The sequence below is a fragment of the Chitinophaga caseinilytica genome (genome assembly GCF_038396765.1).
Classification (GTDB): Bacteria; Bacteroidota; Bacteroidia; order Chitinophagales; family Chitinophagaceae; genus Chitinophaga; species Chitinophaga caseinilytica.
In genome coordinates, this window is sequence record NZ_CP150096.1 from 5880419 (window position 1) to 5905185 (window position 24767).

The following is a 24767-nucleotide window of genomic DNA, read 5'->3' on the forward strand; positions in this document are numbered from 1 at the left end:
GTTCCATGTCTGTGATAACGATTATGCATACACGATGAAAAAATGGCTTCCTTACCTGCTGCCGGTTTTACTGCCGGCGGGCGTGATTTTGTCCTGCAGCGGGCCGGGCAAACGATTCAACCAACCCGTAACATCCGCGCTGGCGCTCGATTCCACCACCCTGGGTATTTCTACCGTAGCGGAAGGACTGAACGTTCCCTGGGAAATCTGCTGGGGGCCCGACGGGCATATCTGGTTCACCGAACAAAGCGGCACGGTCAGCAAAATCGATCCGGTTACGGGCGAAAAACAGCTGCTGCTCACCATTCCCGAAGTATACCGCCACCGTTCGCTGGGCTTGCTGGGCATGGCCGTTCATCCCACAGAACCTTACGTTTACCTCGACTACACCCACCGCAATCCCGATTCCTCGATCGTATCGCGCCTCGTGCGCTACACCCGCGGCAACGATACGCTCACCGATCCGAAAATACTGCTGGAATTCCCGGGCAACACGGGCCACAACGGCTCCCGCGTCATCATCGGGCCAGACGGGAAAGTGTATTTCTCGACGGGAGACGCCGCGCACGACGAATTCGCCGGAGACACGGCAAAGCTCAACGGCAAAGTACTTCGCCTCAATGCCGACGGTTCCGTTCCGGCAGACAACCCATATCCGGGGAATTACATGTGGTCGCGCGGGCACCGCAACATCCAGGGCATCGCGTTTACCGACAACGGACAACTCTTCGCATCCGAACATGGCGATGCTACCGACGATGAGCTGAATCACATTCAAAAAGCCGCCTATTACGCATGGCCGCACATCGAAGGGTTTGCCGACCGGGCAGATGAAAAAGCGTATGCCGATACGTTCCCCTTCACCCCGCCCGTCATGGCCTGGACGCCCACCATCGCGCCGGCCGGCATCGACTATTATAACCATCCCGCCATCCGCGACTGGCAGAACACCATTCTGCTCGGAACGCTCAAAGGCGCCAGCCTCCACGTGATCCGGCTCAACGACGCGCGCGATTCCGTGCTGGATGAAAAAATATATTTCACGCAGCAGTTCGGCCGTATCCGCGACATCTGCGTATCGCCCGAAGGCGATATCTACCTTGCCACCAGCAACCGCGACTGGAACCCCGGCAAAGGGTTCCCCATCCCGGCAGACGATCGCATCATCCGCCTATCTCCCATCCGGGATGCGAAAGGCCTCACGATGTTGCCCGGCCCCGCCGCCGCGCCTGCCACGCCTGTAGCGAAAGGACCCGCCATCTACAAAAGTTATTGCGAAGCCTGCCACAAGGCAGACGGCAAGGGCGTTCCCGGCTCGTTCCCCGCGCTCGACCAAAGCAAGGTCGTAACCGGCAAACCGGAAGCCTTGCTGAACATCCTGCTCAACGGCAGCAAATCTTCCGCCACGGAGCAAATGCCCGCGTTCCAGTTTTTGTCTGACGACGATATCGCGGCCGTGGCCACGCATATCCGCAGTTCGTGGGGCAACAAGGCAAACGCCGTTGCGCCCGAAGCGGTGAAATCATTACGGAAACCGGCAAAGTGAAGAAGAAAACCAACCGGCATTTCGAAGCCCTCCCGCGCGGAGGGCTTTTTTTATTCGGTGAAGGCGAGCAATCGTTGGCGGGTGATGACGAGGACACCCCTTTTCCGCGGATCGTCATGATCGAGTTGCGCCATCGTAGCGGTAGACTGTTCCGCCAGCCATCCGATGAATTCTTCGCGGGTACGGAACCGGCGCGGGCGTTGCATCACGCCTTTGTACAGCTCGCCGTAGAGGAAATCCCCGAAATCGTCTTTCTCCATGCCCATCCCGCAATAGCCCGGCCGGCGGTAGCCGATGGAGCATCCTTCTTCCAGGCGTGCGGCCACGTTCCCGGCGAGCGTTTCGCCGAATGGCAGGGTATCCTGCGCCAGTGCTTCGATGGTAGGTTGCGGTTGCATGGCATTCCCGGTTTGGATACATGAAAATAACGGGAATGGCGGACATAAAAAACGGGGGCGAGGATAAATCCCCTCCCCCGCGGTCGTCTATGTGTACAAAAGCTTTTTACGCGAAACGGATGTAGAAAAACAGGACCGCCGCAGTGATGATGGCCCACCAGAATGCGGGGTTGCGGATGCCGCGGTTCATGGCGCGCTGGTCTGCGGGCAGTTGCAGGCTTTCCCTGTTCCAGATGAGCCCGGCCAGTTCTCCGGCCGGTTTGGGTTTGGTGACAAGGCTTACCACCACGCAAACGATCATGCAGGTCCAGAACACGATGCCCGTGCGGTTGAAAAACGGCATGCCGGGCATGGCGCGGTCGAGGATGATCGATAGCGGGATGGTGAGAGTCCCTGCGGCGAGGGCGCCCGCGTTCGTGGTACGTTTCCACAGGATCCCGAGGAGGAACATGGTGGCGATGCCCGGCGTAAACCAGCCATAGGCGTTCATCAGGTACAGGAATACCGGTTTTTCGCTGTGCTGGATGAAAAGCGCCGAACAGGCTACGCCCACCACTATCACCACCGCGCCGGACAGCTTCCCGAAACGGACAGCTTCCGCGTCGGTCGCGTTTTTCCGGAAGTACGGCAGGTAAATATCGTTGGTGAGGATGGAAGTGCAGGAATTGATAGCCCCGCTCAGGTGCGACATCACCGCCGCAATGAGCCCCGCCATCACGAGCCCGACGAGGCCGGACGGCAGCAAATTAGCCACCAGCACGGAAAACAGCTGATCGGGCTTTTCCAGGTCGGGAAAGAGTTTGGGCGCTACGAGCGCCGGAACGGTAATGATGAGTGGCACGAGGAATTTCAGGTAATCGCCGAACACCACGCCCATCCGCGCATGCCACTCGTTTTTCGCCGCCAGCACGCGCTGCACGAGGAACTGGTTGGTAGCGCAGTAGAAAACGCTGATGCAGACGAGCCCACCGAGGTACATCGTCCACGGGAAATCGGGATCGGTATGCGGCAGGATGAGATCCCAGTTTTTGGTGGTTTCCAGCACCGCGGAAATACCGCCCGCTTTGGAAACCGTGGCAAAAGTAAGGATGATGCCGCCCAGTACCAGCACACCGAGCTGCAGCATTTCCGTCCAGATAACGGCGCGGAGGCCGCCCAGTACGGTATACACACCTGTCAGCAGCGCCAGCACGATCACGCAGGGCATGATATCGAACCCGAAAAGCGTATTCAGCGAAACAGCCCCGAGATACAACACCGCCGCGATTTCCACGAAAATGTACGTCAGCAGGATAAGGCCCGCGTAAGTTGTGCGCGCCGCACCGCTGAACCGCCTTTCCAGGAACTCAGGCACGGTATAAAAGCCATTCCGGATATAAAACGGCAGAAAAATCCACAGCAGCGCATTGAAACCGAGCAATATCGCGCCCCATTCCATGGCGATAGCTACGAAACCGCGGTTGTATGCGGCGCCCATGGCACCTACGAGGTGATGGCTGCTGATGTTGGCGGCGATAATGCTGCCGCCGATCATCCACCACGACATCTTATCGCCCGCCAGGAAATAATCCCGGCGCGTCTTTTGGTTTTGGCGGGAGGCGTAAATGCCGAGGGCTATCACCCCCAGGATGTACACACCGAAAATAACGGCGTCGAGAGCTGTCAATTGGAGATTCATGCGTGGATGTTCAGTTGATGGGAAATGTCGATCGCGGTGCGTGTGAGCAGTTCGAGGCCGCCTTCCGCGAAAGGTGTTTGCCAGACGGCGTATGCATCCCGCCCATAATGGCCGGCCGGCGGCAGATATCCCGCATAACCGTTTACGATGTTGATAACGGCTACCGGCGCGGGTGCCAGCTCGCGGCGCAGCTCTATTTGAAAGTCGGAATAGGCTTCGTTGGGTTGGCCGGCGAGGAAAGCGCCTCCCAGTTTCCAGACCCATAGCGGCATATCGGCATGGGAACCATCGCCGAGGGATTTACGGATGCCCCGCTGCCGCCACAGGCGCTCCTTGCGCACATGGTCTTCGCAGGCCGCCCATTCCGCCTCGATGGCTGCGAGGGTGGGCAAATCTTTCAGGGGCATGGAGATCACCTGCATGCTGGTTTTGAGATCGGTGGAAGGTGAAAATTCCCCTTCGCGCCAGATCCCCAGCGGCGCACCGGATTCCACGGCCCCCTGGTACACGAGCTCCCTGCCGGCGGGCAACATCCCGTTGAGCGAAGAAAGTACCGCGTGCCCCAGTTGGCGGCCGTACCGGTCTGCCAACGCCGTATCGCCACTGTATTGCTCCCCGGGCGAAAGCTCCCCGGAAGCGCCCTGCAGGAAAAGGCAAGGCGCCCCGGTGGCCGATTCCACCGTTTCCCGCATGGCGCCCACGTAATCGGGCGAAATGAGTTCGTTATCCCAGGCCAATGTGGTGGGATGGCAGGCGTAATTGACGATCGTTCCGAGCGGTTGTCCGTTCGCGGAAGTGATGCGCCCGGTAAGGAGGGTATCGTCTGCCGGCGTTGCCGGGTCCATCCCCACCACGTACCGCTTACCACCCGGCTCGGGCAGGTCGCGGTTCACGGCCAGCGCGCAATGCCCATACGCCCAATCGAGCGTAGCGGGCGCCGCGGAAGCCAACGCTTCCCTTGCCGCTGCGATGGCCATTTCACGGACGTGGCGGAGATAGGGAACGATGAATTCCCCACCGGGCTTCACGGCGTCTTCACTGAAGGTGCCCGGTCCGGCGTGGGTGTGCGACAGGCAGAACATGAGCCGCGAAGCATCCAGTCCGAGCGCGGAGAGGATGCCTTCGCGAAGTTCCCTTTCGTCCTGCGCGCTTTTCCACCAGCCCAGATCCGCGCCGATGAGCACCAGCGGTTCCGAAGCCGCGTCCGTTTTGAATACCGTGCATACGAGCATGAGCGGCCGGTGGATGCCGGCGGCCACGTCGTGCCGCGCCGCGCCCCAGTTCCGGGCGAAAATGCCGACGGGCGGCGTTATATCTCTTTGTGCCACTCCGATGATGCCGGCGAATGCGGCGGGCCGGAGCGGCGCCATGGCAGAACGGTGCATGGTAAAGGAATTCGTTTAGCGTAATAGGTTGAGGCCGCCGTCCATCAGCAGCGTGGAGCCGGTGATGTGGCGGTTTTGCGGATCGCAGAGCTTGACGATCTCCCGGGCGATTTCCGCGGGCGTGATCAATTTGCGGACAGGCGTTTTCCGGGCGGCGGCTTCCCGCTGCTCGGGGGCTTTTTCCCATACCTGGCGGCTCACGCCGGCGTCTACATACCCCGGCGCAATTTCGTTGACCATTATACCGTGGGGCGCCAGTTCCAGCGCCATGCTTTTGCACAGCATCCGCATGCCCGCTTTCGATACCGCGTACGCCGGAATCCCGGGATGTACTGCCTCCGCCGCCCAGCTGCCCACATACACGATGCTGCCGGGCTGTTGCAGCTCCAGCATGCGCCGGGCCGCGGCGCGCGTAAGGTAAAATGCGCCATTCAGGTTGATATCGATCTCGCGCTGCCACTGGTCTGCCGTTACGTCGAACAGCCCGGCGATGGTCACGGTAGCCGCATTGGCCACCACCATGCGCACCGGCCCGAGGGCCGCTTCTGCCGCGGATATCCAAAGGTCGACCGCTTTGGGATCAGACACGTCTACCCGCGTATAATGGGCAGCCACGCCGCTGCTTTCGATCTCCAGAAGCAGCGGCGCGGCCCTGTCCTCCGGCAATACGTCGCCGATGGCGATGTTGGCGCCGAGCGCGGCGAAAGCCTTCGCCACGGCGCTCCCGATATCTCCCAAACCTCCGCTTACCGCGAGTGTTGTACCGTTGAACATATGAATGATTTGATTTGTCTTTTGCTGATTACCAATCGCCCACAGCGCCGTCGCGGTAGAAGCTCCGTTGCAGCACTTCCTGTTCGAAAGGATGCTTCTTCACTACGGCTTCATTGATCTCGATGCCGAGGCCCGGGCGGTTATTGGGTTTCACGATACGGCCTTTCTTTTCCACCACGAAACCTTCGCTCACCACTTCTTCCCGCCAGGGCACATCGCTGTGCACGCTTTCGCAGATGGCGTAAGACGGGGTGGCAAAACCCAGTTCGATGGAAGCCGCCGTGCTCACGGGCCCCTGCGGGTTGTGCGGCGCCAGCGCCACGCGGTAAGCGTCTGCCAGCGCGGCGATGCGGCGCACTTCGCTCAGGCCGCCACAGTGGGTGATGTCTGGCTGCAACACGCTCACGGCGCGCTTTTCCAGCATATCCTTGAATGCGGCCACGCCCACGAGGCGCTCGCCACTGGCGATGGGCGTGCTCACCGCAGCCTGGATGGCGGCGATGCCGTCCATGGCTTCGGGCCAGCAAGGCTCTTCGAAGAAGTAAAGTCCGTAGGGCTCCAGGGCTTTGGCGAATTGCATGCCCATGAGCGGACTGGGCCGCGCGTGGCAATCCACCATGATGTCGATGTCTTCACCTACCGCGTCGCGCATGGCCTTTACGCAGGCCTCGGCGTAGCGGATGGGGCGCAAACCTTCGAGGGGCATGGTTTCGGGAACGGCCATCGACTTGAAGGCCGTGAAACCCTCTTCCACCGCCTGCTGCGCCAGTTCGCCGAAGCGGTTGGCGTCGTCGGCGCGGGTTTCGTAGAAATCTTCCATCTTACCGCCGCCGAGGTGGCAGTACAGCCGGATGTAATCGCGGACACGGCCGCCCCAAAGCTCGTGGCAGGGCACGTTGTGGATTTTGCCGAGAATGTCCCACAGGGCGAGGTCGATGCCGGAAATGGCCGTGCCACGCACGATGCCGTTGCCGTGCCAGAAGTGCTGGCGGTACATCATCTGCCAGAGGTATTCGATGCGCCGGGGGTCTTCCCCGATGAGCAGTTGCGAAATATCTTCGATGGCGCCCACTACGGAACGGGTATGCCATTCCAGCGTAGCTTCGCCCCAGCCGTACAATCCGGGCTGGTCGGTGATCACTTTCACGAAGATCCAGTTGCGCATCCGCGCGTGGCAGACCTGCGTTTCAATTGCCGTTATTTTCATATGGCCGCAACGATTTTTTGTGTTTTTTCCAATGTTTCCGCGATGTCCGCTTCGGTATGTGCATAAGAAATACTGCCTTGCTTGATGGGTGTGGGGAAATTGAAAATCCCTTCACCGATCAACTTTTCGCGATACAATTTATCGAACGCGAAATCGTGGCTGGTAGCGATGTCGTGAAAATCCACCGGCACATGGTCCATGAAATACACGCAATACGCCGAGCCCTGGCGCGCCACGTAAAACGGACGGCCCTTTTTCGAAAAAATATCGTTCAATCCCTTTTCCAGCGTAGCGCCGAGCCTTTCCACATGCCCGTACACATCGGCTTTCGGATCGGCCAGTTTTTCAACGGTGGCGATGGCGGCGGCGGTTGTGAGCGGATGTGCGTTGTAAGTACCCGCGATGAGCACTCTTTTCTTCTTTTCGGGATGGATGAAGTAATCCATGTACTGTTTTTTCCCGGCGATCACGCCCATGGGATAACCGTTGGCCACGGCCTTGCCGAAAGAGCTGAGGTCGGGCGTAACGCCGCAAATGGATTGGTAACCGCCGATCGCGTGCCGGAACCCGGTTTTCACTTCGTCGAAGATAAGAAGGAAACCTTCTTTGTCGGCGAGGTCGCGGATGGCCTGGAGGTATCCGTCTTTCGGTTTGAGAATGCCGACGTTCTGGAGGATGGGCTCCATGATGACGCAGGCTACCGGGTAGCGTTTGAGCACGTATTGAATGGAATCGATGTCGTTGTAGTTCACCACATGCACGAGGGCCTGGTGGCTGGCGGGGATGCCGGCCGACAGCGGATCGATCGGGTATTCTCCGGGGCTCACGCGTGCGCCGATGTCCGTCAGCGCGCTGATGACGTTGCAAGCCACGTCGTTATGCCAGCCGTTGTACCCGCCCTGCATCACGATCACATGGTCTTTACCGGTAACGGCGCGGGCGATGCGGATGGCGTGATAGGTGGCTTCGGAGCCGGTGGTGGTGATCTGGACGCTGTCTGCCGAGGGCACGTGCTTTACGAACAGCTCGGCGAAAATGCCTTCCAGGTTGGTAGGCCCGGCGCTCATGAGGAGCGAATCGGCGTTCAAAGTGGCTGCTACGGCGTTGTTCACATCGGCATCGTTATGACCGAGGAACGCGGCCGCAAAACCCGCCTGGTAATCGATGTACTCGTTGCCTTCGAGGTCCCAGACGCGGCTGCCTTTACCTTTCACGAAGCAAATGTTAGGTTCGGATTTGCGGTTCAGCGATACCACGCCGCCGGGAATCCATTTTTCATTCTCCTGTAATAATGCGGATGATTTGGGCCATGCATTCATAAACTGTACGGTTATATTCTAAAAAGACTTTTTCCATCGTTGCGCCGCGGGCTTCCTTCCGCCCCGGCGATCGTTGCTCACGGCATACGCGGTCCGCGCATCCCGTAAATTCAAAAAAGACGCACGTAGGGTGCGCCCATTTGAGAATGACCGGCCGGGAGGCATTCCCCCCGGCCATTGGTCATCTCCACTTTCTCCATGGCCGCCTGGGCAGCCCTGCTATCGTATCTTTCATCATCTCCTGCGCAGGCACAGGAGCAAACGTCCACTTCCGCAAACCAACCATGCGTCATTTCCATGCAACCCTCCGCGAAAGTGGACCTGTCTTTCATCTACACTACTTTTTATATCCTTCGTTCTGGTCCATCACACCGGGATTGTACTGGTCTACCTGGCGCTGCGGGATGGGGAACACCGTCATGTACGACTGCGGGCTGAGCGTCACCGTTTCGGCCGCGTTGTTGGCGGGCACGTACAGGCGCTCTTCCTGGGCCATAACGGTCAGGTATTTGCCGGTGCGCACGAGATCGTACCAGCGGTCTCCCTCGAAAGCCAGTTCCAGCTGGCGTTCCAGCAGCAATTTGTCGAGGAAGTCGTTGGCGTTCGCGATATCCCCGGCGGTATAATTATGGCTCGTTCCGGCGAACGCTCTTTCCCGAACGCGGTTCAAAGCGGTCAGCGCGCCGGCTTTATCGCCGGAATTATACAGCGCCTCAGCTTGCAGGAGCAACACTTCCGCGAAGCGGATCATCGGCAGATCGAGGCCGGAAGTATTGTACAGGTGCTTGTTGGCGTATTTGCTGACATAGGGATAGAATGTCGGCGGATCGTTGGGCGCCGTGGGCGTCACCAGCCAATCGGTAATCGTTTTGGCCTTACGGGTATCGCCCGCTACGAAGCGCTTGTTGAGGCTCCAGGAAGGCAGCGCCGTTTCCACGCCACGCTCCACGATGCCGTACACGCCGCCGTTGGGGATGAACGCGGTAGACAGGGTTTGCCCGTTCACGCTTTCCACATACTTCATCGTGAATACGACTTCGCTGTTGTCTTCCGTTGCCGGGTCCCACAGGGTGGCGAAGTTCGGCACGAGGTTGTACCCGAAATCGTTCACCGCTTTATTCAGCACTTCTTTCGCATTGTTATAATCTTTACGGTAGATGTACACTTTGCCGAGCAGGGCCGTGGCCGCGCCTTTCGACGTTCTGCCCTTTTCCATATTCGCCGCCAGCGGCAGTTTGTCGACCGCGTCTTTCAGATCGGCGATGATGAGGTTGTACACTTCATCCACCGAAGCGCGGCGCTGCGCGCGGGCCTCCTCGATGGAAATCTGCGACGTCACCAGCGGCACGCCGCCGAAAGTGCGCACCATGTCGAAGTACAGCAACGCACGGAGGAATTTAGCCTCGCCGATGTACTGGTTCTTCGCGCTGCCGGCGTAATCCGTCGGCTTGTCGATGTTGAGCAACACCTGGTTGGCGCGGTAAATGCCCGCGTAGTTGGATTCCCAGAAGTTGCCGAGCACATTGTTCTCGGTATTCATCGTCAGTCCGTCGAGGTCTACCGCTCCTGCGATGGGCGTGTTGGTAGACATGTAGAGGTTGTCTGACGGGGCGTCCATGATAATGTAATCCGTCATCCGGCGCGCCTGGAGGTTGCTGTAGATGCCGATCACGGCTTTATTCATTTCGGAGGATGACCTGAAATAGTTGGTCGTCGTCAGTATGGACTCCGGTTTCATGTTCAGCAGCGCATCATGACAACCGGCTGCGCCGATGAGAATTGCGAGTGCCTGCAGGGAGAAAAATATTCTTTTCATACTGAATGCGATTAGAAGTTAAAGTTGAATCCGATGGCGTACACACGGCTGATAGGTTCGGAACCGGAATTGTAACCGGGGCGACTGTTCACGCCTCCGATTTCGCCGAGGGTGCTGCCTTCAGGATTATACCCGTGGAATCCTTTTTTCGTGAAGATGAAAGGATTGCCGGCGGAAAGATAAGCGCGGAAAGAGTTGATGCCGAGGCGTTTGAACGCCGCATCGGGCAGGGTGTAACCCAGGTTGATGTTGCGCACGGCCAGGAAGCTCGCGTCTTCGATATAAATGTCGGAACCAGACTGGCGGGTGAGCGTGCTGAGCGCGGACCCGGGCATTCTGCCGTCGCCGGTTTCGGAGGTAGACCACCACTGGTTGGCTACGATGGAGCGGCGCATGGCACCGAGCAGCGCGCCCTGGTAGAACTGGTTTTCGTACGTGAACATTTTGGCGCCGAGGGAAGCCTGCATGGCGATGCTCAGGTCGAAGTTCCTATACGTGAAATTGTTCACCATACCGAGGATGGCCTTGGGCTGGAAGTTGCCGAGCAGTTGCTTGTCGGCCGGGGTGATGAAGCCATCGCCGTTGGTGTCTTCGAAGATGGGATTGCCGGGTTTGGTGCCCGCCAGCGAAGGATATTTGCCGAGCGAAGCGGCGTCGTTGAACACGCCGATGGTGCGGTAGCCGTAGTAGGAGAACATCGGCTCCCCTACCCGCAGGATCCACGACATCTGCGTGGTACCGTCGGTAGAGATGCGCTCGTTCACGCCGCCCAGATCTTCTACCCGGTTCTTGTTCATCGCCAGGTTGAAGTTGGTTTGCCAGGTGAAATTCGGTTTGAGGATGTTCTTGGTCGTCAGTTCGATTTCGAAACCCTTGTTGCTCACGTCCCCGATATTGCTCAGGCCGCTCACGAAGCCGGTGGTGGCGGGAACGGTTACCTGGTACAGCAGGTCGTAGGTACGTTTGCTGTAGTAATCGGCTACGATCTGGATACGGTTTTTCAACAGGCCCAGTTCGATGCCCACGTCCCAGCCTTTGGTTTTTTCCCAGCCAAGGTCGTTGTTTTCGAAGTTGTTTTGTGCCTGGCCCTTGATCGGGGTGTTGTTGGGCGAATAGATCGCGTCCTTGATCTGGCCGAGGTACTGGAAGTCGCCGATGTTGAAGTTACCGGTAATGCCCCAGCTGCCGCGCACTTTCAGGTCGCTGACAACGTTGAGGTCTTTCATGAAATCTTCCTGCTTGATGCGCCAGGCCACGGAAGCCGAGGGGAAGTAGCCCCATTTGTTGTTGGCACCGAAGCGGGAGCTGCCGTCTGTACGGATGGATGCAGACAGGAGGTATTTCTCTTTATACCCGTAATGCACGCGGCTGAAGTAGGAAACGAGGCCCCAGGCGGAGTTCGCAGTGTACGATTTGGTTTGGTCGATCACGGCGTTATTGAGCGTGTGGATCGTTTCGTTCACGAAAGAATTCGGTACGGCATACATGTACGATCCTTTGGAACGGTTTTTCTGGTACGACGCGCCGGCGATGGCCGACAGGTCGTGCCCGCCGCGGAACGAAGTGTTGTAGCTCAGTACGTTTTCGTTCAGCATGTTGATGTTGGACGTGCTGATGTCGTTACCGCTATTCTGGAAGTTAGACAGCGCATAGCTGGTCTGGAAGAAATCGGAATTGTTGTAAGCGATGGTGGAGCCAACAGACGAGCGGAGGGAAAGCCCTTTGGCCAGGTCTACTTTCAGGTAGGCTTCGCCCACATTGGAGAAGGTGGCGCCGTAGCTGTAGGTGCCGTTGAGGATCGCGGAAGGGCTGGTTTGACTGGAAACCGGGCCGCCCCAGTAATCCTTAGGGCGGGGATAGGTGCCGTCGGGCCGCTGAACTTCCACGAAACTGGGTATCTTGGCGAAATCGCTCATGACGCGGTCTGTCATGCGGCGCTTGCTGTACGAGGGGTTCAGCATGAAGCCGATGGAAACGGCTTTGCTGGCTTTCACGTCTACATTGGCGCGAACACCGTAGCTTTTGAACCAGGTATTTTTCATCGTTCCGATCTCGTCTTTATACGTACCGGAAACGTAATACGTCATTTTTTCGGTGCCGCCGCTTGCGGAGATGTTATAGCTCTGCATGGGAGCGGTCTGCATCACTTCATCCTGCCAGATCACGTTGGCACCGTTGTTCAGGACGGGGCTCACCTGGTAGGTGGCGGGGCGGCGGGCGTCTCCCCAGACCGGGATGGAGAGATCGGCGTTGGGATTGGCCCAGAGCCATTCGCGGTTCTGGAATTTCACGGCGTAGTCGTAGTATTCCTGGCCGGTCATCCAGTCGTCGTGCAGGCGGGCTTTGGAAATACCGGCGAAACCGTTGAAGTTGAAACGGGTTTTGCCGGCGGAGCCTTTTTTCATGGTAACGATGATCACACCGCCGGCGGCGCGGGAGCCGTAGATGGCGGCGGAGGATGCGTCTTTCAGTACTTCGATCGACTGTACATCGTTCATGTTGATCATGCCGAGGTTGCCGCCGGGCACACCGTCTATCACCACGAGTGGTTCGTTGCCGGCGTCGATGGAGCTGGCGCCGCGGATGCGGATGGTGGGTGCCTGGCCGGGCTGGGCGCGGTTTTGGGAGATGTTCACACCGGCGAGGCGGCCAACGAGGGCGGCTTCGGGGCGCCCTGCGGGCACCTGGTCGAGGATGGTGTTCTCGACTTTGGTGACGGCTGCGGTCACGGAGCTTTTCTTCATGGTGCCGTAACCGATCACGACGGTTTCATTGAGCATGGTTTTGCTCTGGGAGAGCGTGATGCGGATGTTCGTCCGTCCGCCCACGGGCACTTCGATCTTGTCGTACCCGATGTAGGAAACTACGAGAACGGCGTTGTTGGCGGCGCGGATGGAGAATTCGCCGGTGGGTGTGGTGGCGGCGCCGTTGCTGGTGCCTTTCACGACGATGGTGACGCCGGGAAGCGGCGTTTGACCGATGCTGTCTACCACGATCCCTTTGATTTCGTGGGCATCCTGGGCAAAGGCGGGCCGGGTGGAATAGATGCCGGCGAGCGCGATGAGTAACCCAAAGAGGTAAAGGTGTCTTCCTTTCATGATGCTTTGGTTAATAAAATGATGCGATTAAAAAAATGATGCGTCGCGCCCCTGCGCGAAGTCTTAGCTGGTCTCGGACTGCCGGGGAAGAAAAGGGGCAAAGCCTTCCCTGTCCGCCCGCCGGCAGCGTTTCTCATGTGGTATTTTAAAAATTCGAATGTTGGCTAATGGTAATCCCCTGATCGATCCGCCGAGGCCGGGTACGTACACGCAGCTACTGCAAATAAAAGCGGTGCATTCCGCTATACTGCTCCGGGTACGTACACGTAATATAAACGTGGTTATCCTGGCGAATGTCTTATCCGAATAAAACCGGTACGTACTTGCTGATCCATAACATGATTTTTGTGGCAATTATTCCCCTGAAACAAGTTCCGGGTACGTACACGTATTTTAGACGATGTCTACAAATATAAATTTCTTTCGTAAACAAAAAAATAAAAAAAGAAGAAAATTTCGGGCTATCTCGATCCTGTAAGCAAATTGCATTCATAAAATGTAAACGATTTTCCGCGCCCCGTTCATCCCGCCTGTTCAACGCCTGTAAAAGCCACTTCCCCTGTTTGTTTATTATCCCTGCAACATGCAAAGCGCCATCAATCCCCTCCATTCCAATTCCCACAATTTTCGCCTAATATCCGCCACCATCGGCATTTTCATAATTCAGCCAAGGACTCGTCCTCCCGCAAAAAGGTGAATCTGGCAAGGCGATCCGCCGGCAACGCTTTGAAAGAAAGTAAAATTTACCTACGATTCGCCACCATTGGCATTTTCATGAAATCCTGCCAAGGAATCGTCCTGCAGCAAAAAAGGTAAACATGACAAGGCGCATTCGCCGGAAACACCTTGATAGATAGTGAAATTGCCTACAATTCGCCACCATCGGCATTCTTACAATATTCAAAAGGATTCGCCCTGCTGCAAGGTTGGATCTGCCAAGACACATTCGCCGGAAACGCCTTCCAAGTAATTAAAAATAGCCTGAACGAATGATAGCAATGAAAAAAGGCGCCCTTCCCCGGCGCCTCCTCCTATATAATATGGTGTATCTGTCAAATCAGCCCCAAAGCCGTCTCCTCCCCTCTTTCGAGATGCTTCACCAGCGTGGATTGCGCCAGCTTGAGGTCTTGCTTGCGGAGCGCGTTCACGATCTGGCGGTGCTCCCGGTCGGTCTGCGCATAATCGTCCATCAGCATTTTACCCAGTTTCATATGGAAAAGCGGAATATTACTGAATTGGTACAGCTCCATCAGCTTGGCGTTACAAGCCCCGGAGATGAGGGTTTCGTGGAACTTCATGTCCGCATCGCAGGCGCCGCCGAGATATCCCTTTTCGACCATGGCGGTAAAGTCTTCGCAGATTTTATCGAGCGTATCCAGCAAAGCCGTGTTGGGCTTTTGCGCCAGGAGGCGGAGCGCACCCAGTTCCAGGAGCTCCCGCAGCTCGCGGATCTCCCTGATATCGTTCGGGGTCATCGACTTCACGAAATATCCACCCTTTTCACCGAAAACAACGAGGTTTTCTCCCAACAGGCGCGTCAACGCCTCCCGCACCGCCATCCGGCTCACCGCCGTTTTGCGCGCCCACTCGTCCTCCTTCAGGCGCATGCCCGGAACGAGCTGATTGGATAGGATCTGACGCCGGAGGTCAACATACACTTTATTCGCTAAGGAATCTGTTTTCATGGGTGATTTTGTATACGAATTTCAGCCGTAAAAGTAAACAAGAAAAACCATACCGTCAAGGTCGGCACCCTGCTACTCCGGCCGTACGTCCTGCAATTGGTACTTGATGGCATATTTCCGGGGCTGGATGGGCCGGCCGCTGGCATCGGCCCAAACGTTGGCGAAGGTAGCTCCGTAGTAAAAGATAAGCGAAACGTAGAAAACAAACAATAACAATAATACGGTGGAGGCAGACGCCCCGTAAATGCTGTTGATATTGCTGTACGTCAATAGCCAGCGCAGCACGAGCTTCCCGATGTTGAAGAGGATCGCGGTCACGAAGGCGCCCGTCAGCAGTATTTTCCCGTTCACCCGGCCATCCGGCAGCAGGTAGAATACGAGTGCGAACCAGAGCGTGGCGGAGAGGACGGACAGCAGGTATTGCAGCGCGCTGTTGTAATACATGCCCACATCGGGCCAGTAGCGCAGGAGATATTCGCCGATGAAGGCCGAGGCGGAATCGCCCACGATCCCCAGAACGAACAACACCCCGGTACAAAGGATGAGCGCCACGCCTTTCAGCCGCGACACCATGATCTGCCGGAAATTGCCCCGGACCACCGGCCGGATGCTCCACAACTGGTTCACCGAGCTCGTCATCACCTTGAGCAGCGTTGTGGCCACGAACAACAGGAAAACGAACCCTATCCCCGCGATCAGCCAGTTCTGCGCAATCCCCCGGAACGCCTGGAGGGTTTCCACCACTTCGTGCGTCGCTTCCGGACCGATCACTTCCCGCAGCTCGCCAAATAGCTGCCGCGAGATCAGCCGCGGTTCGAACAGCAGGCGCAGCGCCTGGATAATGATGATGAGGATGGCAGGCAGCGCGAACGTCGTGAAAAACGCCGTGGCACCCGCCATCCGCAGGGGATCGTTCGCCTGCAATACATTGAACGCTTCCCTGAACGCATACACGAACGATTTCCATCGCCCTTCCCTTCTTGTTTCGCTGTTGATCATAAGTGCGGCGGCACCGCCATGGCGGCCCGGCGCGAAATTATACATTTTCCTTCAGCCAGCCGTGGATGTAAGCCGCATTTTCCTGCCAGCCGCTTTGCCCCAGCACGGAGTGCGTTTTGCCGGAAAACAGCTTGTATTCCAAAACACCTTCGCTTTTACCGTACTTTTTGAAATTGGTATGGTTCAGCGAAGCCGGCATGATCTGATCTTTTTCGCCGGCCACGAAAAGTAGCGGCACGTGGGGTTTTCTGAAATCGACCTTCCCTTCCTTGCCCAGCGCATCGCGCGATACGCGCTTGGATTCGGGGATCACGAGCTGGTCGTACGTCGCCTGTTGCTCCTTCAACGGCAACCCGTTCGTAAAGGAAAACTGCCACTGCGGGAACGACATGAGGAAGGTTTTGGAAACCGGTGTGAAGAAGCCCAGCGGCCCCCAGGTAGACCGGAAAAAGGCAGGAGACAGCGTCAATACACCAGCAGGCGGCACGGAATGTATCGCCACGCCCGCCGCGGCAATATCGCGCTGGAGCATGAGCTGAACGAGCAGCCCGCCGAACGAATGGCCGATCAGAATAGGCTTTTCGGGCAACCGGGAAATGATGTCGCTGAAATAGTTTTTTAAATCGGCCAGCCGGATGGATCCAATGGCGGGGTCGGGCTGACGGGCGCGCAGCGTAGCGGGCTGTTCCGATTTGTGGGGCCACGGTGGCACGATGCACTGGTAACCCTCTTGCTCGAAATAAGCTTTCCAATCGTCCCAGCAGGAATGATGGACGAAGCAACCGGTCAGAAAAACGATAGTTTTCATATAGCGTGTTTTGGGATACGTGCCAAATGCGGTGCCATATCGCCTGCCCCTTGTCCAGCAAGCGTTTAGGCCCGAAGCGCTGCGCCCGCGGATCGAAATATCGTGGCGGCGCTCCGGTTTCAACGAAATACAGTCGTCGGTTCCGGGGCCTGTGCGGACGGCTTTCGCCGGACCGTGCGCCGCGCCGTATTGGCCCGCTTTCCGTTTTTCCGCAATAAAACAACAGTATGGCCCGCACATTGTTCGACTTTCGCCTTTCCCCCTTCATTTCACGCATGGCCACGGCGCTTTTGCCGCAGTTGACGGGGCCCCTCCGCGCGGGGGGCTACCGTCGGCGGAAACCGGTTTGCCCTGTCCTCCGGACCGCGGCCCAACCGTCCCGGAACGTCACGAAATTTCGTGGTTTCGCGTCCCTACCTACGAAATAAAGTTGTACTTTGACCGGCGTAGCAGACGGGCCTTCAATTCAACATCAACACCAATCAATCCGGCATCCCGCCGCCATAGCCTCCCCGCCCGGGAGCACCGCGGCCCCGCCAGTTTTTCTATAGCTTTGGCCTGTTTTATGAATTGCCCCTATTAAAATGTCAACATGCTGCACACCTGGACCGCCCCTTGCCTGAATTCAATCCTTCCCGCAACTGCCCTCCCGCAGTCCCGGCCGCAAATGCATGGCTCCATCCCGTCAACCCATCGCTTTCAAACCTGTCGAACCGGAGGTTGCCAGCCATGAAACCCATTCAATTACATACGAGGCTCCCAAAACTCAGCGTTGCGAAATGCAGGCTGAAACCGGCCGCGCAAAACGCTTCAGACCATCGCGCGTCCATCGCCCGGTCAGCGAACGATACGCCGCGCGCGGCTGCCCTCATCGATGCCGGTAAATCCTGCATAAAAAAACCGGGTGGGTTAATTTCCGGTCCCGACAACGCAGCCTACTTCCTGGTTTCCCGATTACATTTGCAACCGCAAGCAACCATATCCACCCATTCCGAACATAACTATCAGCGAGGAGATCTGCAACCATGAGCCCGTTCCGTACATATATCAAGACTATACAAACAAGGCTGCTGATCGCCAGCCTGCTCATCATCGCCTCCCGGGCTTCGGCACAAAACATCCCTGCCCTGCGGGCATCCATCGCCCAGGCGGAGAACGATTCACTGAAAGCCTTCTTCCTCAACGAAACCGGGAAAGCATACCTGTTCAAGCCCGGCGAACTGAAAAACGACCTCGACAGCGCAGGGTACTTCTTCGACCAGGCGCGCATCCTGGCACAACGCACCGGCCATTACAAACAGTATCTTACCAGCCTGTTCAACATGACCAGCCTCTGGATAGAAATGGGAACGCCCTGGCGCGCACGGGAGGTTGTTTCAATATTGAGCGACGATCAGCAGGCCAGTGTTTATGCCAGGCTTAGTTATCATTATACTTTCAAACCGGGAGAATACGCCTACGACCTGGATACCGCGCTGATGTACGGTAAAAAAGCGATCGCCATTTCCCGGAAAACCGGTAATATACCCGTGCTGGGAAACACTGCACAGACGATGTCTACGGCCTACATCGAGGCAAACCAGCTGACCAATGCGCTTACAATGCTGTCAGACGTTCCCGCCCAGGCGCATTACATCATTTACCACCGCGTGGGTTACCAGTACCTGATGCGGCGCGACAAATCTCCCGGCGACGTAGACAGCTCCGAAACCCACATCCGCAATTCCATTCGCCTTGGCATCCAGTTCAACAAGCGCGACCTGGAACATCGGAACTACTACACCCTCGCCCTGATCGAGTTCCACCGTAACCGGCATGTCCGCGCAAAAATGTTCATGCCGCACCTGCAGGGTGTGCTGAAGGCGGATATCTGCATGACGCTCGCCCGCTGGCACTTCATACATACCAACGAGCCGGACAGCGCCCGTGTGTATGCAAAAATGGCCATCGCCAACTGGGACCCCGAGCGTCACCAGCAGCTGATAAAGTCTGCCAGGAATTTTTTATCGGCCGTAGACATCATGGAGGCCTCGCGGCGGGTGGTCGTGGAAACCGTGCCCGGTGCGCAACGGTTCCGGAAGTTTATTGATATGGGAAGGCAATACCAGTCCGGATTCCCGGCGTTCGACGTTACCCAGCTGAGCATTTCCGTCAATTATATACAGAGCGCCATCAAAATTGCCGATTCGCTGAACATCGACACCATGCGCATCCTGGCCTGGAAGGAAATGGCAAAAACGCAATGCCTCCTGGGCGATGTTCCGGAAGCCCGCAAATACATCCTGCTCGCGCTTTCCAAATACAATCACCCGCAAGATACGCGCAACAGGGCCCTGATCTGGATGCATTTCGGCAACATCATCCGCCGCCAGCGCCCGCAATACTGTGACGTCGCCGAAGCATACCTCAATGCCAGCCTGCTGTTCGCAAAGGCGGGCGATATGGAAAACGAACTGAACACCGGCATGGAATCCGCCAGCTTCCTTCAGGAAGACGGCCGGCCCGAAGAAGCCAGCAAGCTCCTGCTCGGTCTCGCCAATAAATACGCCAACACCGATCGCGCCCCCACTTACAAAATCAACCGCCACCTCGCGCTCCTCGCCCAGATGCGCGGCGACCTGGGAGCGGCGCTTCGCTATGCCATGACGGGTTTACGGCAGGCAGAACAACAGAACGATAAACTTGTAACTACCATAATGTTCGTCCGGCTGGGCGAGATCTACCGCGATCTCGTCCAATACGAAAACAGCATCGACGCATACCGGAAAGCGGTCGCCAACGCGCATGGAACCGGCCCGGATTACGACTATTATGCCGCCCTCGCCCTCACGGAACTGCTGATCGAACACCGCAGCGCCGCCGAAGCCCTGGCATTTGTAAAGCAGGTATATAAAGACAATCCGCCCGTGAGCTATTATCCCGAACGCCTCATGGAAGCCGCGCTGGCACAATGTTACAATGCGCTGGGACAAACGGGGGAAGCGGAAAAATATTACCTGTCGTCTATCCGGAACATCGACCATATCCGCGTGGGCGATAAACTCTACACCCGGCTGCAACTCAACGTCGGCAAGTTTTATCTCGGGCAAAAAAATATACCATCGCCTCGGAGCACCTGCGCAAAGCCCTCAGCTACCGGCCAGACATCGCCAGCATATCCCTCACCAACAATGCGCATTACATGCTCTTCCAGTGCGATTCCGCCATGGGCATGTACCGCCAGGCCATCGATCAATACCAGCTCTACAAATACTATAACGATTCGCTGTTCAACGTCGCCAAAAGCCGGCAGATTTCTGAATTGCAAATCCAGTACGAAACGGAAAAGAAAGACCAGTCGCTCCTGCTGCAGGAACAGGAAATCCGCCTCCGCGAACAGGATATCATGCTGCTCATGCGGAAAGAGCTCCTGCAAAAATCACAGCTTAACCAGGCCATCCTCCAACGGGAACAAAGCCTGATGGACGCGCGGCGTAAAGACCAGGACATCCAGCTGAAACAAAACGACATCGCCCTGCTCACCCAACGCGCCGAAATCCAGCAAAGCAAACTGGAACAGGAAAGGCTCATGCGCAACGTTTCCTTCGGCGGCGCGGTACTGCTGCTCGCCATCATCGGGCTGCTGATCAACGGTTACCGCCTCAAGCAGAAAAACAACCAGTCGCTGCAGGAAAAACAGGTGGAAATCGGTCAGAAAAACGCTTCGCTGGAAAAGTTGCTGCACGAAAAGGAATGGCTGCTGAAGGAAATACATCACCGCGTGAAGAACAACCTGCAAATCGTCATGAGCCTGCTCAACAGCCAAAGCGCCTTCCTGCAGAACGATGCCGCGCTCGTAGCCATCCGCGACAGCCAGCACCGCGTGCAGGCGATTTCGCTCATCCACAAAAAACTGTACCAGTCAGACAATGTGGGCGTCATCAACATGCCGCATTACATCCATGAACTGGTGGATTACCTCCTGGATTGCTTCGACGCCGGCCGGAACGTGCGCTTCCGCATCAACGTAGCGCCCATCCGGCTAGACGTTTCGCAGGCCGTGCCCATCGGGCTCATCCTCAACGAAGCCATCACCAATTCCATCAAATACGCATTCCCCGGCAACCGCGAAGGCAACATCCACATTACGTTCGACCGGTCGGCAGCAGGGCATTTCACCCTGACGGTCGCCGACGACGGGATTGGACTGCCGCCGGATTTCGAGCCGGGGCAAAGCCGGTCTTTGGGAATGAGCCTCATGGAAGGTCTCAGCAACGACCTCGGCGGCCATTTCAACATCCGGAACACGACAGACGGCGGAGCGGAAATTTCGGTATGGTTCGAAGATGAAAATTTCATCCGCCCCGAATTGCTCGACCGGCCCGCGGGTTCCGTCAATCAATAAAAAAACGCGTTACTACAGGCTTAACAGGAAACATCGCCATATGAATGAAAAAGTGCTGATCGTAGAAGATCAATTTATCGAAGCCAACGACCTCCGGCTCATGCTGGAAAAAGCAGGGTACAGGGTGTGCGGGATCGCGCGGTCGGTACCACAGGCGCAGGAGCTTATCCGGCAAGACAAGCCCGACCTCGTGCTGCTGGACATATTCCTCAAAGGCAGGCAAACCGGCATCGACCTGGCGCATGAGCTGCGCGAGCAACATATCGCTTTCATTTACCTGAGCGCCAATTCCAGCCAGGACGTGCTTACCGCCGCCAAAGCCACGCAGCCCTATGGCTTTCTCGTGAAGCCCTTCCGCGAGCGCGATGTGCTGGCAACGCTGGAAATAGCCCGGTTCCGGCACGAAAACAGCCTGGAATCGCACCTGCGGCGGGAAACGGCGTTGCGGAAGGAACTGGCGCAATTGCAAGCCTCCGGCGGAACGCCGGAACAGCGGCTGTTGCAGGCGGGCATAGCATTGCAGCCTTACGTTCCCTTCGAATACCTGTCCGTCAGTTTCCGGCGGAACGGCGAGGTGCGCCATCTGCGCGACTATCGACGGATCGGGTTCAACGAATACCAGGAGCTGGGCGCCACGGAGCTGGGGAACATCACCGGTTTGCCGGCCGACGCGCTGGAGAAACTGCTAAGCGCGCAGCCCTGGGAAACCCCTGCATTGTTCAACGGTGCCGATTTCACGCGGGAGCAGCGGAATGTTCCGCTCATGCAACAACTCGCGAAATCCTTCCACCTCCAATCCTCTTTCGTATATCCGTTCACTTTACACAACGGCCATACCTGCATCCTCCATTTCTACAGCAAACTGCCCGACGCTTTCCAGCAACCGCATACCGAGATTTGCCATCGCCAGCGCGACCTGCTGGCCGAACTGGCGGAAAGCAGCGCCGGCGCCGCCCCCGAGCGCGAAGGCACGCCTGCAGCCAGGAAAGCGCCGCCGGCAAAGGTGTTCAACGGCATCGTCGGCAACAGCCACCTGCTGCTCAAAGTGTTCGACCACCTTTCCCAGGCCGCACCGATAGACACTTCCATCCTCATCCTCGGCGAAAGCGGCACCGGCAAGGAAAGGATCGCCGATTGCATCCATCAGCTGTCGCCCAGGCGCAACAAGCCCCTCGTGAAAGTGAACTGCGCCGCGCTGCCCGCCACCCTCATCGAATCGGAATTGTTCGGCCATGAAAAAGGCGCCTTTACCGGCGCGATGGACCGCAGGATCGGCAAGTTCGAACAGGCGCACGAAGGCACCGTGTTCCTCGACGAAATCGGCGAAATGCCCGTGGAACTGCAGGCCAAACTGCTGCGCGTGCTGCAGGAAAGGGAAATCGAGCGCCTCGGAAGCCGCGCGCCCATCAAGATCAACGTGCGCTTCATCGCCGCCACCAACCGGAACCTCGAAAAAGAAGTAGCCGAAGGAAGATTCCGCCTCGACCTCTATTACCGCCTCAACGTTTTTCCACTCACTTTGCCCAGCCTGCGCGACCGGGCCGAAGACATTCCCCTGCTTGTACAGCATTTCATCGATGTGTTCAACAACAAGACCGGCAAACGCATCCAGGGCGTCAGCGATAAAGTGATGGCACAACTGCAGCAATACCACTGGCCGGGCAATATCCGCGAACTGGAGCACATGATCGAGCGCGGCATGCTGCTCAACCGCGGGCCACTCATCGAAGAAATCATGCTGCCCGGAAACCCAAGACCGCCCGAGCCCGTACAAAGTACGACGAACATACTGCCAGACAGCCGGGTGAAAACGATCCATGAGAACGAGCGCGATCACATCCTCAGCGTCCTCAAAAAATGCAATGGCCGCGTATGGGGTGCCGGCGGGGCCGCGGAACTACTACAAATCCCTCCCACCACGCTTCATTCGAAAATGAAAAAACTCGGCATCCGGAAAGAACACCTCAGCTGATCCGTGAAAAGTACAATTTTGACCGGCATTAGCACAATGGTCCGTATCCCGGAAAGCCTATTTTTGCAACATGGTTTCAAATAATAACATCCAGGTTTACGAAGTCGCCATCGCAGGCGGATCGTCGGCAGGCCTCAGCGCCGCGTTGACATTGGGGCGGACGTTGCGCAAGACCGTCGTGATAGACGGCGGATCGCCGCGCAACCGCTTTGCGGCCCATGCCCATAATTTCTTCACGCGCGACAATACCCCGCCTTCCGAACTGCTCCGCATCGCCCGGGAGCAGTTGCAGCCGTATGAAACGGTAGACCTGGTGGAAGGGTACATCACCGCCGCGTCAAAAACGGACGGTGGTTTTCTGCTGGAAACCCGCGCCGGTGATAAATACTTCGCGAAAAAAATCGTGCTGGCCACCGGTTTGAAAGACGACCTGGACGACATTCCCGGGCTGGAGGAACTCTGGGGCAACCGCGTCATCCATTGCCCGTATTGCCACGGCTGGGAAGTGCGCCGGCTGCCGGTTTGCGTGATCGCCAACGGCGAAGCAGCAGAACATTACGCCGTTACATTATCCAACTGGCACAGCGATATCACCTTCCTCACCCAGGGCGAAAGCCGGATCAGCGCGGAAATGACGGAAAAATTCGTGGAGAAGGGATACAAGCTGAACACCGCTCCCATCAAGGGTTTGGAGAAAAGCGGAGAAGGTGTGAGGATCACGCTGCAGAACGGGGATGTGCTGGAAACCGGCGCGGTGTATTACCGGCCGCAGAAACTGTTGTACCACAATTCCCTGGCGGAACAACTGGGCTGCGAAATGAGCCCCGAGGGCGTGGTGACCGTCAGCCCCATGTTCGAGACCACCGTACCAGGCGTTTTTGCCGCCGGCGACCTCACGCATGCGGGGCTTCACCAGTTATACATGTCGGCCATGGGCGGACATCTGGCCGGTACCAACGCCAACCGCCAGCTGACGCAGGAGGCCTGGTGATCAGGGTTTGGCGGCGAGTTTGTGTATGTCCCTCACTTCGATGACATTGGAAGTATAGCCGTTGCGGGAAACTTCGATCATGGCCTTTCCCAGCTCCTGCAGCGTGCTGGCAAAGCCTGGGAAAAGGGAACGGAAGAATGGGAACATCCAGCCGAGGTATTTGTAGATCGTGACGAGGTTCTTTTGTCCTTTCGTTGCTTTCAGCAATCCTGGCCGAAACGCGAAAACCTTGCGGAAAGGGAGTTTCATAAGATCGTTCTCCGTTTTGCCCTTTACCCGCGCCCACATGACGCGGCCATGTTCGGACCCGTCGGTCCCGGAGCCGGACACATAGCAAAATGCGATATCGGGGTTGACGGCGGCCATCACTTCGGCCACGTGCATCGTGAGCACATAGGTTTGCCGGTAATATTCCGGTTCGCTTTTTCCGACGGATGAAACGCCCAGGCAGAAGAAACAGGCGTTGTAGCCGGTAAACTGATCGGCGATGGACTTGACGTTGAAAAAATTCTCATGGATGATCTCCTTCAGTTTGGGATGGCTGTACCCCGACGGTCTGCGATTGATAATCAATACTTTCTCGACATTCGGGTTTTGCAGGCATTCCAGGAGAACGCCCTCTCCGACCATTCCGGTGGCGCCTGTGATGATGACGCTAAGGTTTTCTGGCATGAGGGGTTGGATTTTTTCCGAAAGTAATACAAATC

18 protein-coding genes are annotated in these 24767 nt (G+C 57.2%); 5 read left to right on the forward strand and 13 right to left on the reverse strand.

Annotated elements, in window-relative coordinates:
* Positions 1-34: 34 nt before the first annotated feature.
* Positions 35-1546, forward strand: a complete 1512-nt coding sequence (locus WJU22_RS24335; protein WP_341840774.1) for a PQQ-dependent sugar dehydrogenase — start codon at positions 35-37, stop codon at positions 1544-1546.
* Between the two features lie 50 nt (positions 1547-1596).
* Here the strand turns inward: WJU22_RS24335 and WJU22_RS24340 are convergent, their stop codons facing one another.
* The 12 genes from WJU22_RS24340 to WJU22_RS24395 all read right to left on the reverse strand — a co-directional run bounded on the left by WJU22_RS24340 (position 1597) and on the right by WJU22_RS24395 (position 16713).
* Positions 1597-1944 (reverse strand): hypothetical protein, encoded by a 348-nt coding sequence (locus tag WJU22_RS24340; RefSeq protein ID WP_341840775.1) that lies wholly within the window; start codon positions 1942-1944, stop codon positions 1597-1599.
* Between the two features lie 106 nt (positions 1945-2050).
* Entirely contained in the window at positions 2051-3622 is a 1572-nt protein-coding gene (locus WJU22_RS24345; RefSeq protein WP_341840776.1) for an SLC5 family protein, read from the reverse strand.
* Positions 3619-5007 carry a hypothetical protein gene (locus tag WJU22_RS24350; RefSeq protein ID WP_341840777.1) on the reverse strand — a complete coding sequence of 463 codons (1389 nt, stop codon included), beginning with the start codon at positions 5005-5007 and terminating at the stop codon, positions 3619-3621. The genes WJU22_RS24345 and WJU22_RS24350 overlap by 4 nt, the downstream gene beginning before the upstream one ends.
* A 15-nt stretch (positions 5008-5022) precedes the next feature.
* Entirely contained in the window at positions 5023-5781 is a 759-nt protein-coding gene (locus WJU22_RS24355) for an SDR family oxidoreductase (RefSeq protein ID WP_341840778.1), read from the reverse strand.
* A 28-nt stretch (positions 5782-5809) separates the two neighbouring features.
* Complete coding sequence (gene dgoD, locus WJU22_RS24360) at positions 5810-6988, reverse strand: galactonate dehydratase (RefSeq protein WP_341840779.1); 1179 nt, start codon at positions 6986-6988, stop codon at positions 5810-5812.
* The gene (locus WJU22_RS24365; protein ID WP_341840780.1) at positions 6985-8307 is read right to left on the reverse strand and encodes an aspartate aminotransferase family protein; all 1323 of its coding nucleotides are present in this window, start codon (positions 8305-8307) and stop codon (positions 6985-6987) included. Before WJU22_RS24365 ends, dgoD begins: the two co-directional genes overlap by 4 nt.
* Before the next feature lie 110 nt (positions 8308-8417).
* Positions 8418-8639: a hypothetical protein gene (locus WJU22_RS24370; protein WP_341840781.1), complete on the reverse strand. Its 222-nt coding sequence runs from the start codon at positions 8637-8639 to the stop codon at positions 8418-8420.
* A gap of 5 nt (positions 8640-8644) precedes the next feature.
* On the reverse strand, positions 8645-10123 hold the full coding sequence (locus tag WJU22_RS24375; protein WP_341840782.1) for a RagB/SusD family nutrient uptake outer membrane protein: 1479 nt from the start codon (positions 10121-10123) through the stop codon (positions 8645-8647).
* A gap of 11 nt (positions 10124-10134) precedes the next feature.
* Entirely contained in the window at positions 10135-13221 is a 3087-nt protein-coding gene (locus tag WJU22_RS24380; protein ID WP_341840783.1) for a TonB-dependent receptor, read from the reverse strand.
* 1052 nt (positions 13222-14273) lie between these two features.
* Positions 14274-14906: a GntR family transcriptional regulator gene (locus tag WJU22_RS24385; RefSeq protein ID WP_341840784.1), complete on the reverse strand. Its 633-nt coding sequence runs from the start codon at positions 14904-14906 to the stop codon at positions 14274-14276.
* A 72-nt stretch (positions 14907-14978) separates the two neighbouring features.
* Positions 14979-15950: a YihY/virulence factor BrkB family protein gene (locus tag WJU22_RS24390; RefSeq protein ID WP_341840785.1), complete on the reverse strand. Its 972-nt coding sequence runs from the start codon at positions 15948-15950 to the stop codon at positions 14979-14981.
* Positions 15943-16713 carry an alpha/beta hydrolase gene (locus WJU22_RS24395; protein WP_341840786.1) on the reverse strand — a complete coding sequence of 257 codons (771 nt, stop codon included), beginning with the start codon at positions 16711-16713 and terminating at the stop codon, positions 15943-15945. Before WJU22_RS24395 ends, WJU22_RS24390 begins: the two co-directional genes overlap by 8 nt.
* A 1025-nt stretch (positions 16714-17738) precedes the next feature.
* Between WJU22_RS24395 and WJU22_RS24400 the strand changes: the two genes are divergently transcribed.
* The 4 genes from WJU22_RS24400 (at position 17739) to WJU22_RS24415 (ending at position 24060) form a co-directional block, all read left to right on the forward strand.
* Positions 17739-20174, forward strand: coding sequence for a tetratricopeptide repeat protein (locus WJU22_RS24400; protein ID WP_341840787.1), 2436 nt, complete (start codon positions 17739-17741; stop codon positions 20172-20174).
* A gap of 323 nt (positions 20175-20497) precedes the next feature.
* Positions 20498-21097, forward strand: a complete 600-nt coding sequence (locus WJU22_RS24405; protein ID WP_341843792.1) for a sensor histidine kinase — start codon at positions 20498-20500, stop codon at positions 21095-21097.
* A gap of 40 nt (positions 21098-21137) precedes the next feature.
* Positions 21138-23069, forward strand: a complete 1932-nt coding sequence (locus tag WJU22_RS24410) for a sigma 54-interacting response regulator (protein ID WP_341840788.1) — start codon at positions 21138-21140, stop codon at positions 23067-23069.
* 70 nt (positions 23070-23139) lie between these two features.
* Positions 23140-24060 (forward strand): NAD(P)/FAD-dependent oxidoreductase, encoded by a 921-nt coding sequence (locus WJU22_RS24415; protein WP_341840789.1) that lies wholly within the window; start codon positions 23140-23142, stop codon positions 24058-24060.
* Here WJU22_RS24415 and WJU22_RS24420 read toward each other — a convergent pair whose 3' ends face one another.
* On the reverse strand, positions 24061-24732 hold the full coding sequence (locus tag WJU22_RS24420) for an NAD-dependent epimerase/dehydratase family protein (protein WP_341840790.1): 672 nt from the start codon (positions 24730-24732) through the stop codon (positions 24061-24063). It lies immediately after the preceding gene.
* Between the last annotated feature and the right edge of the window lie 35 nt (positions 24733-24767).